General features: G+C 67.6%; 14 protein-coding genes. 8 read left to right on the top strand and 6 right to left on the bottom strand.

Going from position 1 to position 12,110, the window contains the following annotated elements:
* Nucleotides 1-43: 43 nt before the first annotated feature.
* The 3 genes from NGM10_RS07830 to NGM10_RS07820 all read left to right on the top strand — a co-directional run bounded on the left by NGM10_RS07830 (nt 44) and on the right by NGM10_RS07820 (nt 2,977).
* Nucleotides 44-748, top strand: coding sequence for a hypothetical protein (locus NGM10_RS07830; RefSeq protein ID WP_253483718.1), 705 nt, complete (start codon nt 44-46; stop codon nt 746-748).
* A 64-nt stretch (nt 749-812) separates the two neighbouring features.
* Nucleotides 813-1,937, top strand: a complete 1,125-nt coding sequence (locus NGM10_RS07825; RefSeq protein WP_253483715.1) for a 60S ribosomal export protein NMD3 — start codon at nt 813-815, stop codon at nt 1,935-1,937.
* The gene (locus tag NGM10_RS07820) at nt 1,934-2,977 is read left to right on the top strand and encodes a class I SAM-dependent methyltransferase (RefSeq protein WP_253483714.1); all 1,044 of its coding nucleotides are present in this window, start codon (nt 1,934-1,936) and stop codon (nt 2,975-2,977) included. The genes NGM10_RS07825 and NGM10_RS07820 overlap by 4 nt, the downstream gene beginning before the upstream one ends.
* Nucleotides 2,978-3,168: 191 nt before the next feature.
* Here the strand turns inward: NGM10_RS07820 and NGM10_RS07815 are convergent, their stop codons facing one another.
* The 3 genes from NGM10_RS07815 to NGM10_RS07805 all read right to left on the bottom strand — a co-directional run bounded on the left by NGM10_RS07815 (nt 3,169) and on the right by NGM10_RS07805 (nt 6,451).
* Nucleotides 3,169-4,032: a cupredoxin domain-containing protein gene (locus NGM10_RS07815; protein WP_253483711.1), complete on the bottom strand. Its 864-nt coding sequence runs from the start codon at nt 4,030-4,032 to the stop codon at nt 3,169-3,171.
* 221 nt (nt 4,033-4,253) lie between these two features.
* Entirely contained in the window at nt 4,254-4,472 is a 219-nt protein-coding gene (locus tag NGM10_RS07810; RefSeq protein WP_253483708.1) for a hypothetical protein, read from the bottom strand.
* Nucleotides 4,473-4,612: 140 nt separating this feature from the next.
* Complete coding sequence (locus NGM10_RS07805) at nt 4,613-6,451, bottom strand: helicase C-terminal domain-containing protein (protein ID WP_253483705.1); 1,839 nt, start codon at nt 6,449-6,451, stop codon at nt 4,613-4,615.
* Nucleotides 6,452-6,565: 114 nt separating this feature from the next.
* Here NGM10_RS07805 and NGM10_RS07800 point away from each other — a divergent pair, with 114 nt between their 5' ends.
* A complete protein-coding gene (locus NGM10_RS07800) occupies nt 6,566-7,465 on the top strand; it encodes a hypothetical protein (protein WP_253483703.1) in 900 nt (299 codons plus the stop codon).
* Nucleotides 7,466-7,635: 170 nt separating this feature from the next.
* Here the strand turns inward: NGM10_RS07800 and NGM10_RS07795 are convergent, their stop codons facing one another.
* Nucleotides 7,636-7,836 carry a DUF7561 family protein gene (locus tag NGM10_RS07795; RefSeq protein WP_253483701.1) on the bottom strand — a complete coding sequence of 67 codons (201 nt, stop codon included), beginning with the start codon at nt 7,834-7,836 and terminating at the stop codon, nt 7,636-7,638.
* Between the two features lie 113 nt (nt 7,837-7,949).
* Between NGM10_RS07795 and NGM10_RS07790 the strand changes: the two genes are divergently transcribed.
* Both NGM10_RS07790 and NGM10_RS07785 read left to right on the top strand, forming a co-directional pair.
* Nucleotides 7,950-8,276: a HalOD1 output domain-containing protein gene (locus tag NGM10_RS07790; RefSeq protein ID WP_253483700.1), complete on the top strand. Its 327-nt coding sequence runs from the start codon at nt 7,950-7,952 to the stop codon at nt 8,274-8,276.
* A 264-nt stretch (nt 8,277-8,540) separates the two neighbouring features.
* Entirely contained in the window at nt 8,541-9,452 is a 912-nt protein-coding gene (locus tag NGM10_RS07785) for a YkgJ family cysteine cluster protein (protein WP_253483697.1), read from the top strand.
* A 34-nt stretch (nt 9,453-9,486) separates the two neighbouring features.
* On the opposite strand, the gene NGM10_RS07780 is transcribed toward NGM10_RS07785, so the two are convergent.
* Nucleotides 9,487-9,663, bottom strand: a complete 177-nt coding sequence (locus NGM10_RS07780) for a DUF5786 family protein (RefSeq protein WP_253483786.1) — start codon at nt 9,661-9,663, stop codon at nt 9,487-9,489.
* A 172-nt stretch (nt 9,664-9,835) separates the two neighbouring features.
* Here NGM10_RS07780 and NGM10_RS07775 point away from each other — a divergent pair, with 172 nt between their 5' ends.
* Nucleotides 9,836-10,846, top strand: a complete 1,011-nt coding sequence (locus NGM10_RS07775; protein WP_253483694.1) for a DUF5784 family protein — start codon at nt 9,836-9,838, stop codon at nt 10,844-10,846.
* A gap of 36 nt (nt 10,847-10,882) precedes the next feature.
* Here the strand turns inward: NGM10_RS07775 and NGM10_RS07770 are convergent, their stop codons facing one another.
* Nucleotides 10,883-11,167 (bottom strand): DUF5789 family protein, encoded by a 285-nt coding sequence (locus tag NGM10_RS07770; protein WP_253483692.1) that lies wholly within the window; start codon nt 11,165-11,167, stop codon nt 10,883-10,885.
* A gap of 124 nt (nt 11,168-11,291) precedes the next feature.
* On the opposite strand from NGM10_RS07770, the gene NGM10_RS07765 reads away from it, so the two are divergent.
* Nucleotides 11,292-12,080, top strand: coding sequence for a PHP domain-containing protein (locus NGM10_RS07765; RefSeq protein ID WP_253483690.1), 789 nt, complete (start codon nt 11,292-11,294; stop codon nt 12,078-12,080).
* Nucleotides 12,081-12,110 lie beyond the last annotated feature (30 nt).

Below are 12,110 nucleotides of genomic sequence, written 5' to 3'. Positions count from 1 at the left end.
GTTAATATCCTATAATGTCGCACTAGAGCGCTTGGGGAACTAGATGAATCGAACCGTGGCGCTATTTCTGCTCGGTTTGATAGTCCTCGGGTACCCGATTCTTCCCGGTGGGGCTTCTTCAGCAGTCGGCTCTGACGCGGAACCGAGACAGGGGACCGCCTACGCTTCGGATGGCTCTCTGGAAGTGCGTCTCACCCCGGTCGAAGTGGAACTGGACCGCCCCGAGACCGACCTGTGGAGTCGCTCGAAATCGTTCCAGTTGGTCGTCTCGAACCCGCCGGACAACGACGAGCAGGTCTCCGGGTTTCTCTACGCGGGATACGAACCCCCTCCCGATTCGATCAACGTGACGGTAGCGGCGACCCCTCCGGATACCCCGTACCAGCAGATGTACGGCACACTCCTCCAGTTCGATCTGACACCCGGCGGTTCCCGCGTGTTTCCGATGACCGTGTACGGCGATTCCTCCGAGGGAACGCACACGATGAACGCCACGGCCATTTACGTCGAAGAGTCGACCCTCACGAGGGAGAACGCGACGGCGACGGTTCGGATACGCGACGACTGCAGGATTCCGTGCCGGTTGTCGCGCGCGCTCTCGAACGCCGCCGACTGGCTCCTGAGCAACTGGGAGCGAGTGCTAACCGTCTTCTCGTTTACGGTCGCCGTTCTCTCGTTTTTCGGATACGCCCGCGTTCGGCATACGTTGAATTCCCTTCAGGACTCGGACCCGGCCGAAGATGACTGACCCCGTCGTACACCGTTCCGACCGCTTCTTCAGACTTAAACCCGCGAGACCCCTACCGCGCACCATGACGACAGAGACCCGCGAGTTCTGCCCGAACTGCGGGGACCCCATCGAGAACGACCCCGCCGAGCGCCCGGTGGTACCGGATGCGGCCGGGATGCGGGGCAAGGAGCAGAAGCTCTGCGACGCGTGCTACTTCGACCGGTTCGACCTCGTGGACGCGCCCGACCGCATCGAGGTCCGGGTCTGCTCGCGCTGCGGGGCGGTCCACCGCGGCAACCGCTGGGTCGACGTGGACGCCCGCGACTACACCGACGTCGCCATCGAGGCGGTCAGCGAGTCGCTCGGGGTCCACCTCGATGCCCGCGACGTGTCGTGGCAGGTCGACCCCGAGCAGGTCGACCAGAACACCATCCGGATGCACTGTCGCTTCTCGGGACTCGTCCGCGACACCTTCGTCGAGGAGGAGGTCGTCGTCCCCGTGAAAATCTCCAGAGAGACCTGCACCCGATGCGGTCGCATCGCGGGCGACTACTACGCCAGCATCGTGCAGGTCCGCGCCGAGGACCGGACGCCGACCGCCGAGGAGGTCGAGCGCGCCGAGGAGATCGCCCACGAAATCGTCGCCGACATGGAGGCGACCGGCGACCGCGACGCGTTCGTGACCGAGGTCAACGAGACCGACGACGGCGTCGACCTCAAGGTCTCGACCAACAAAATCGGGATGAAGGTCGCCCGGAAGGTCGTCGAGGAGTTCGGCGGGAGCTACTCGGATTCGGAGACGCTGGTCACCGAGGACGAGGACGGCAACGAGGTCTACCGGGTGACCTACGCGATTCGCCTGCCGCCGTACGCGCCCGGCGAGATAATCGACCCCGAGGACGGCGACGGCCCGGTCCTCGTCCGGAGCGTCCGCGGGAACCTCAAGGGGACCAGACTCACCACGGGCGAACCCTACGAGGCGTCGTTCGAGGAGGGCGACGCGCCCGAGGCGCGTCGCCTCGCCGACCTCGACGACGCCGCGGAGACGACCCTCGTCACGGTCGAGGACGAGCGCGCGGTGCAGGTGCTCGACCCCGAGACGTACCGCGCCGAGACGGTCGCCCGCCCAGACTACCTCGACCCCGACGCCGAGACCGTGCCGGTGGTCAAGACGCGGGCGGGCCTCCACGTCGTGCCCGAGCGATGACGAGCAGTCCCGACCCGGCCCTCGCCGCGGTGGTCGGCAAGCCCGAGAGCGAGGCGATCATCGCCGCGCTCCGCGAGGAGGGCGTCTACGACCCGGCCCGGAAGGTCCGGGAGCGCGACGACGAGACGGTCGAACTCCCGGTCACCGACCCGCCGACCGAGACCGCGGTGCTGGACGTGGTCGAGCAGGTCGCTCCCGAGCGCAGACTGCCGGACCTCGACGCCCACCTCCGCGAGCGCGGGTGGTCCGACGACGAGATAGCGCGCGCGCCGGGGTCGTGGGCGGTCGTCGGGAGCGTGGTCCTCGTGACCTTCGACGGGGCGGCGTTCGACCCCGACCGGGGGGACCTCGACCGCGGAGAGGTCGGCGAGGCCCTGCTCGACCTCCACGGCGAGGCCGACACCGTGCTGGCCCGCGAGGGCGTCTCCGGCGAACTCCGCGAGCCCTCGGTCGAGGTCGTCGCGGGGACTGGCGACACCGAGACGGTCCACGCCGAGCACGGCACCCGGTACGCGCTCGACTTCTCGGAGGTGATGTTCTCGCCGGGCAACAAGGCCGAGCGCGCCCGGATGGGCGAGGTCGTCGCCCCCGGCGAGCGCGTCTTCGACATGTTCGCGGGCATCGGCTACTTCACCCTCCCGATGGCCCGCGCGGGTGCCGACGTGACCGCGACCGAGAAGAACCCCGCGTCGTTCCGCTACCTCATCGAGAACGCGATGCTCAACGACGTGTCCGACCGGGTCTCGGCGTTCCGCGCCGACTGCCGGGACGTGCAACTGGACCCCGCCGCCGACCGCGTGGTGATGGGCTATTACGAAGCCCACGAGTACCTCGATTCGGCGCTCGCGGCGCTGAAACCCGGCGGCGTCGTCCACCTCCACGAGGCAACGCCCGAGGAACTGCTCTGGAATCGGCCGGTCTCGCGCCTCCACGCGGCCGCGAGCGAGCGCGGCCGCGAGGTCGAGGTGCTCGACCGCCGCCGAGTCAAGAGCCACAGCGAAGGGGTCTGGCACGTCGTCGTGGACGCTCGCGTCGACTGACCCGAAGAATTATTTCGCTCGATACGCTCCGGTCGAATATGGACGACGACACGCGCCAGAAGCTCATCTCGCTGTTCCTCGTGCTACTGATGATCACGTCGGGGGTCGCCTACGCCGCCTCGTTCTTCTGAGCGGCGTCGCGCCCGCGCGAGCGACCACCGTGGCCCGCGCGGCGCTCCGGTCGATCCGACTCAGCAGGGCGGGAACCCTTCGACGCGGAGGAATAACCGCTTGCTCTCCGGGTCGAGGTCGTCCCACCTGACCCGGCGCTCGTCGACGATGTTGTCGGGTTCGAGCGCCGGGTCGCGCAGGACGGTGTACGCGCCGAACCGCGGTAGCGCCGGTCCCTCTTCCTCGCCTTCTCCCCCGCCTTCGTCGGGCGTCGTCTCCACCTCCGTCGTCTCGGTATCCATCCCTTCGGCCGTGGCCGTCTCCGCTTCCGTTTCCTCGGTCGTGGCCGTCCCCGCCGTCTCGCACACGTCTGGCAGGGGGTCGGCGGCCGGGCCGCTCGGCGACCCGACGACGATGCGCATCGCGTGGCCGAATATCTCGTGGGGCGCGCAGTGGAGCTCGTAGACGCCCTCCTGCTCGAACGTGTACAGCCAGTACCCGCCCACCGGGAGCGGCGGGGCCGAGAACGGCGGGACCCCCTCCGGCACGCGCGGGACGTACCCGAACTCGGGGTGGTAGGCGGTGACCGTGTGGTGTGGCGACTCGTAGCTGAACCGGACCGTGTCGCCGGGTTCGAGGTAGAGGCCGGTCGGCTCGAAGACGAACTCCGGAATCGGCGCGTCCCGGGGCCGGATTTCGAGCGTCACCTCGACGTTCGGGCTGACCGGCGGTTCCTCCTCCCCTGACTGGGCCGGATAGCCGTACACCGGGTCTATCTCGCCGTCCTGTCTGGCCCGCGCTCGCGCCGCCGCGGGCGTGCCCGCGGCGGCCGCACCCGCGCTCCCGAGCGCCGCGACGGCCCCCGCGCCTCCGAGCGCGCGAAGGACGCTTCGGCGTTTCGCGGTCGATTCTCCCCTCTCGGTGTCGTTTCGGAAACCCCCCATGGTCGGAGTGCGGTTCGCTACCGATGGCCATAAAGCTACGTCACGGGTCGGACGCGAGTGTTCCGAGTGGAACTCCGCCAACCGGTTTCCGCGAAACCGGCCTTTCACCACCGGATGCGCCGCGCGCTCGGTCGCGATTGCGGTGCGGGCGCGACCGAGCGCGTACGCGGGGAGGCACGGGGCGCGGTGCGGTGCAGTGGCGGTGCTGTGCGGTCGCGGTCTCATAGGTACCGGGAGTAGCTAGCGTCTCGCGTGAGAATCAGTTTCATCAGGGGATACGACGCGAATCGGTCCTCGAAAGCCCCCGCCCGGTCGCTACGTGACTGAACAGAAAACACCGTGAGGTCCTCGAAAGCCCCCGCCCGGTCGCTACGTGACTGAACAGAAAACACCGTGAGGTCCTCGAAAGCCCCCGCCCGGTCGCGGTCGCTCAGCGACATATCCGCGGCTCTCCGCACAGCCCGCCGCGGATAGGGGTCGCTGAGGCGACTAAACTGTACGCGACCGGGCGGCCCCTTTCATTCCCACCCCGTTGTTTGCGTCATCGGCCGATTCGCGTGGACCGCGTCACCGCGAGAACTCACATGCTGTCGTCCCACACGTCGGCCATCGGACTCTTCCTGCTCGTTCCGCCCGACGACCCGGACCGCGAACTGGTCCCCGACTGCGACCCCGAGCGCGATTCCGACCCCGCTCTCGACTCCGACCGCGAGCGCCGACGATTCCTCGACCTTCTGCCCGCACCGCCCGCCGACTCGCTCGCGCTCGCGGGGTCGAACTCCGGGAGGTCGGGCCGACTCATCCGCTCGACCTGCTCGGTGAACCACGGCGGAGTGTCGCTCGCCGCGCGGTCGAACACCTGCAGGAGGCTCGAATCCGCGAGGTAGGTCGCGCCGTGGTCGTCGGGGGCTCGAATCACCCGACCGCAGGCCTGAATCACGGTCCGGAGCGCGGCCCGGTAGTACCACGCCCACTGTCCGTCTTCGAGGCGGTGGGCGACCCGCGAATCGCCCGTGTTGAGGAACGGGGCCTTGCAGATGACCTGCCAGCGCGCGAGGTCGCCCTTCAGGTCGAGGGCCTCCTCCATCTTGACCGAGAGGAACACCTCCTCGCCGTCGGTCGCCTTCCACGACTCCAGCTGGGCGTCGCGGTCGTCCTTGCCGTGGGTCCGGATTCGGTCGCCGACGCCGAACCGGTCGAGCAGGTCGGCGAGTCGCTCCTGAATCGCGTAGGAGTGGGCGTGAACTATCCCTTTCTCGCCCCGATGGGCCTGCATCACCCGGACCAGCACGCGGGCGATGTCCGGCAGGGTGTCCTCGCGGTGCTCGTAGGTCATCTTGCCCTGCGTCACGTCGTAGAGCGGCCGGTTCTCGACCGGGAAGGTGTGGCCCACGTCGACCAGCGCGACGTTGTCGGGGTCGAGCCCCACCTGCCGACAGAACGCCTCCTTGTTGAGGATGGTCGCCGAGAGGAGCGCGAACCTGTTCCCGCGCTCCCAGACGGTGTGGCTGAGGTAGCGCTCGGGGTTCATCGGCTTGATGGTGATGGGGCCGCCCCCGTCGGCCCCGCTCCCGCCTCCGCCCCTCTCGTCCTGCTGGTCGACGACCCACGTCGTCGCGCTCTCGGCATCGCGGTAGTCCTCGACGAACCAGTCGAGTTCGCCGATGAGTTCCTGCAGGCGGTCGCGCTCGGCGGCCTCGTGGGGGTCGAGTTCCGGCTTGGCGACGAGGTCGTCCTTGCGGTGTCGAAGGGTCTCGACCAGATTGTCTGCGTACCGGACCGCGCGGTCCAGTCCGGTGATCTCGGGCACCTTGAGGTCGTCCCAGACGGGGACCGTCCGGGGGTTCAGGTCGATGGTGGCGTACATCTCGGCCCACTCCGCGAGGCCGTGGGCCTCGTCTATTACCACCACGTCGCGCTTTCGGAACACCTCCGACCCCGCGGTCCGCATGAAGTACGCCAGCGTCATCGCCGCGATTTCTCGGTTGCTCGCGATGGCGCGGTCCGAGAAGTACGGACACCGGTGCTTGACCGAGCAGTCGTAGCCCTTCTCGCGGGCGCAGGGGGCCCGATTCACCGGCGTGTCGGTCTCGCCCGGCAGGATACAGGAGTAGTTGCGCTTGCCCCGGATAATTTTGAGGTCGTCGAGCAGGTCGTCCTCGGCCACGTCGTCGAGCTGGGAGACCTGCGGCGTGGTGTAGTACGCGCCGGTCGCGTCGCTCGGCGCGGCCTCGTCGGGGCGTCTGGCGCACCCCGCGATTGACCGGGCGAGCAGGGACTTGCCGCTCCCGGTGGGCGCGCGAACCAGCACCACGTCGTTGCCCGCCGCGAAGGCGTCCCGGATGTCGGCGAGCGCCTCGCGTTGGTTGCCGCGGAAGGAGGGCGCGGGGAACTCCTCGAATATCCGCTCGGGGTTCACTGTCCTAATTCACGAGAGTGCGATGGATAAAGCCTGCTGGTTCCGGTGGTTCGACCATCGTTCGGAAGACGAACAACTAAAGGAAACGTATCGGATTAGTGTTCGGTAGCCTGAATGCCACCCTCTCTCCGCCCGGTTTGCATTACGAACGAAGACCATCATGTCCGTGCAAACCACCTCGTCGGTGTCGATGAGTCCGGAAACGAGGCGTCCTCGGATGGCCTCTGTGTGACGGTTGCAGTCCGAACCCATCGCGAGAACGACGTACAATTGGTTCGGACGATGATCGAAAACGGCCTCAAGCCGTTCGAACACAAATCATCGACCCTCGTCCGACACGGTCCAGCAAACCAGGCCGAGCGTCAACGCAGCGTTCGAAGCTTCGTCGACGCACTTTCGACGACTCCGATTACGTGGGCCGCAGTCGTCTGTGCGGGCGGCTTCGACCAAGAGGACCGAGCAACGGCGGTGAGTGTCGCCACCAAGAAGGCGATGACGGATGCGCTCGACCAAAGAATATTCGACGGTAAGAGCGACCCCGCAGTCCTGCTTCACGATGGCAAACGAGATGGATACAGTTCCTACAGTGAACATCTCCGGAAGCAACTCGCCATGGAGTTCGATACGAGTTTCCAGCAGGCAATCTGCCCGGTCTATCTCACCTTCCTACAGGACGCTGATCGGACCTATCCGCAGTCGAACGCCGCAGATTACATCGCGGGCTATCTCCGGAAGAAACTGTCGAATAACGGGACTGTCGAGGGTATAGAACACGAGACCGTCCACGAGTTGGACTCGTCCTGGATTCGGAAAGCGGGCACTCCGACACCGGTCTACCGTCTCGAATCACTCCGCCCAGTCGAAGAAAAAGAGCTCCGGTCTCGAATCCTGTGTTGGCTGATGGGACGGGCCATCCCCCCGGAACCGGACCCGAGCGGCTACGACCCGTTTCGTGAACAGGTCAAACGGCTCCCGGACTCGACTGTGCGTGATTATCTACTCGACGAGTTCTGAAAACCGGATGTCATCGGGCCGTGAGCTACTACCTCACTGCCCTCGCCGACGCGGCGGCGCGTTACGCTAACCGCCAACGTCGCATCCTCATCGTATACTATGTTTTCGCTCGACAAAAATGTTTCTAAATATTCAATTCATCATACTGGAACGTCGGCCACGTTCCTGCATCAAAGCGCCGCCACGTCCTCGGCGCTCGGGTCGTCGGGCAGTCGCTCGACGCAGTCGAAACACAGGAAGTGCTCGGTCCCGTCGCCCTCGAACTCCAGGGTCATCCCGCCGGTCGACTCCTTCTCCAGCGTCCAGAGGTTGGCGATGCCCCCCGCGATGGTCACCCGGTCGCCGCACCCCTCGCAGGTCTGCGTGGCCATGTCTCCCCAGTGCGGGCGCAGGGTGAAAGCCCTGCCGACGGATTCCGAACCGTATTTATACGGGTTCGTTGTGAGACTGGGTATCAGTGTCGGTCCGTCCGACGGAGAAACCAATGAGCCACGAATCAGACTCCCCGACCGAGACGGCGGCCGCGCTCGGCGAACACACCTCGAACGTTTCGCAGGCGCACCACGACGCGACGAGCGACCGGTCGCTCGTCGCGACGGTCCTCGACGCGCTGGAGGACGCCTCCGACCGTCCCGCCGACGAGATGAGCGTCCGGCTCTACGACAGCGTCGACCCCGACGCGCTCGACGCCCTCTTCGAACCGACTCGCCGCGGCGCGCGCCGCGACGAGGGGCGCGTCTCGTTCGCGGTCGGCGAGTTCGCGGTGACGGTCCACGCCGACGGGCGCGTCTTCGTCCGCCGGGTGGTCTAGACCTCGTCGTCGGGGCCGTGGCGGTCGGCCAACCGGCCCGCCTCCGCGACGTAGCGCTCGCGCCGGTCGGCAGACACCTCGATGGCGACCGTGTTCGGGTCCCGGCGGTCCGATTCGGCTCCATGCCGGACGGTCGCGGTTCGCCGCTTGCGGTTCGCACATCGGTCGCACGAGCGGGTCTCGGTCGCGAGCGGGCCTCGTCCTACGCCTCTGCTCTCTCGCCGCCCTACGCTTATGCTCTCTCGACGCGTACCGCCGCGGGACATGGAGGTGAATTGCGAGGGCTGTGCTGGCTGTTGCATCGACTGGCGACCCATCGCGCCCGACCCCAGCGACCACGAGCGCAGGGGGCCGCGGACCCCGCTGGACGACGCGTACAACCTCGTCCCGCTGACCCGCGACGACGCCCGCGCGCTCCTCGACGCGGGGCTGGCCGACGCGACGACGCCCCGGCTCTGGCGCGACGAGGACGGCGTCGAGATAGACGGCGTCTCGGTCGCCGCAATCGCCGAGCGGCCCGTCTTCTTCCTCGGACTCCGCAAGCCACCCAAGCCGGTCGGCCCCTTCGGGACCGAACCGACGTGGCTCCCCACCTGCGCGTTCCTCGACCCGACGACCCTCCAGTGTCGGATTCACGGCGAGGAGACCTACCCCGAGGAGTGTTCCGAGTACCCGGGCCACAACCTCGAACTCGGGAGCGAGACCGAGTGCGAGCGCGTCGAGGAGGCGTTCGGGGGTGAGGGAACCGACGGTTCCCGAGTCTCGTCGGACGAGTCCGACGGCGGTGAGCGCCTGCTCGACGACGACCCGCCAGAAGACCTCTCGGCGCTCCTGTTCGGCCCGCAGGCGGTCGGCCAGAAGGTGTTCGCCTTCCCCGACCCCGACCGGCTGGAGGGCGTCGTCGCGCGCATCGCGCGCGACGACCCGACCGACGAGGACCGCGCGCTGTTCGTCGCGGCCGCCGTCGCCTCCGCGCCCGGCACCGGGGCGGTCGACGACGAGACGTTCGAGTCGGCGCTCGCCGAGGCCCGCGAGGCCGATTCGTGGGTCGGGCGGGCCGTCGCCGACTGGGAGCGCCGCGCCGGAGAATCCGGCGCGAGCGCTCCCGACCCCGTGGTCGCCGAGCGCGTCGAGGACGACCGCGGCGCTCCCGGGACGCCCGGTTGGCAGGAATGATGGAAGGACGCGAGACGCAGGACAGGATTCAGAGCTACTTGCCCGACTTGATTTGCTGGAACTGGTCGAGCAGGTCCTCCGCGGAGTCGCCGGAATCGTACTCTACCGTGCCGTGGTAGGTCGTCCGGTCGTCGTCGTCGCTGACGTCGACCGTGTTGTTCTTCCGTTCCCGGCGCTCGTGTTCGTCTTCGTCATAGGCACCCATTGACATGACAACCACACTCATGCTTGGGAAGGAGAGGTAATGAATGTAACGGATAATCACATTCTTTCCACTCGTCGAAATGATGTCGAAATGCCCCACCGGCGGGGACCTCACGCGGGCGGCCGTCTCGCTCGCGAGCGACACAACACGTAAATCCCTCGGCCGACTACCACGAGGCGTGGCAAGCCCGCTCCGCTTTCGCCGCTCCATGGAGCGGTGGACCGACGACCGAATCGAACGCGACCTGCTTCGGCCCCTCGACGAGAAGTTCGGCGCAGACCTCCTGACGCCCCACTACGCGGGGCCGAACGGCTACGAGACCCGCCGCATCGAGATGGGAAACGGCGACCTCGCGCTCTTCACATGGAACGACGAGGCGGCCTTCTGGCTCGGTAACACCGAGACGCCCTCGACCCTCTGGCGCACCGAGAAGTACACCTTCGACGAGGTCCCTTACCCCGTCGCGCGGTGGGCCCAGCGCGAACTCCTCGCCGACCTGCAGGTCGAGGACCCGTGGCTGGCCGAGTACGACCACCTCTCGTGGTTCTTCCTCCCCGTCTTCTTCTCGAAGGACGGCCGCGAGTCCACCCGGAGGTTCTTCCGCGAACACGCCGCCGGGTTCCCCGACGCGACCCGCGAGGGGGCCCTCTCGTTCTACGAGGAGTTCCTCTCGACCGGCGTGCTCGACGACTACCGGTACACCATGTCCTCGAAGCTCGGGACCAGCCCGCAGGTCGACCCCGTCCGGATGGCCTCGGCGATGACCGAGTTCACCGCCGCGAAACTGCTGACCGACGCGGGGTACGAGGTCACGCCGGAAATCGAGGTCACGACCGGCCACTCGCTCGACTTCCACGCGGAATCGCCCAAGGGCGGCGAGTCGCCCCTCGTGGAAGTGACCCGGCCGCGCCCGCCGACCCGCCGGAACGCGAGCACCCCTGTCGCCGCGGTCAGAGAGACGGCAGAGACCAAGACCTCCGGCCAGCTCAAGAAGCACGGCGGCGGCGCGGTGCTGTTCGTGGACTGTTCGAGCTTCCGCGACGACGAGTGGCGTGCGGTCAAGGGCGAACAGCCCGGCGTCCACCACCGGCCCGCGGTGGTGTTCCGGGCCCGGCCCTCGGGCGAGGTCGAGGCCTACAGCAAGGGGTCGGTGCCGCTGGACCTTGGCGGGGCCGTGAAGCGGGTGTGAGTCTCCGAAAAAACGGGGTCCGACTGTCCTCTCGATTCAGAACGAGACCTGTCCCGGCCCGTCGGTCCCGAGCACCGTCGGGTCGCGGTCGCTGTACCCCTCGCGGCCGATGGCCTTGCGGCTGACCGCGGAGTACATCGTCTCCTCGGCCTCCCGGGAGTCGGCGAAGGTCTCCGAATCGACCCGGGCGAACACCTCGCCGAGGGTCTCGGTGCCGTTGGGGAGGTCGAGTTCGTAGTCGCCGTACGAGTCGGCGAGCTGGGCGGAGGTCGCGGGGTAGTCGTGGCGGTCGAGCAGGGTCGTCGCCTGTTTCAGTGACATCGACGTATTCTACATGGAAGTTAATGATAAAGGTTGCCGCCATACGGTAGGGTAGTCCTTAAGGTCGTTTAATGGCGCGTTTTCGTCCCGAAGCGCTTTCGGTACTCGGCTTCCATCGGGGCGTATGAGCGTCTTCGCCGACCTCCACGTCCACACGACCAACTCCGACGGCGAGCTGGAACTCTCCGGGCTGCCGTCGGCCGCCCGCGACGCGGGCGTCTCGGTCGTCGCGGTCACCGACCACGACCGTCTCCACCCAGACCTCCCGACGCCCGTCGGCGTGCTGGAGGGCGTGACCGTCGTCCACGGCATCGAACTCCGAGTCGAGCCCGAGGGGGGAGAGCGAGTCGACCTGCTGGGCTACGGCGTCACCCCGACGCCCGAACTGGTCGAGGAACTCGACCGCATCCAGACCGACCGCGAAGAGCGCGGTCGGAAGATTATCGAGAACGTCGAGGAGCGCCTCGGCGTCGACCTCGGTATCGAGGCCCGCGAGGGGCTCGGCAGGCCCCACATCGCCCGCGCCATCGACGAGCATCCCGACAGCGGCCACGACTACGGGGAAGCCTTCGACGAACTCATCGGGAACGACGGCCCCTGCTTCGTCGGCCGTGAGGTGACCTCCTTCGAGCGCGGCGTCGAACTCCTCACCGACGCCTGCGGGCTGGTCGGGCTGGCCCACCCCTACCGGTACGACGACCCAGAGGCCGCGCTCGAACTCACCGAGCACCTCGGCGCGGTCGAGCGCTACTACCCCTACGACCGGGAGGTCGACGAGCGACCGGTCGAGCGCGCGGTCGCCGAACACGACCTCGTTCCCACGGGCGGGAGCGACGCCCACGACGACGTTCTGGGGCGCGCTGGCCTCTCGAAGCCCGAGTACCGCCACTTCCGGTCTGCGGTGTCGCTGTAAGCGGGCCCGGCGGTGTCGCTGTCGGTGCGG

It is taken from the genome of Halorussus salilacus (assembly GCF_024138125.1).
Lineage (GTDB): Archaea > Halobacteriota > Halobacteria > Halobacteriales > Haladaptataceae > Halorussus > Halorussus salilacus.
Note: the sequence above shows the minus strand (reverse complement) of the source record. Positions and strands in the feature narration are given on the sequence as shown.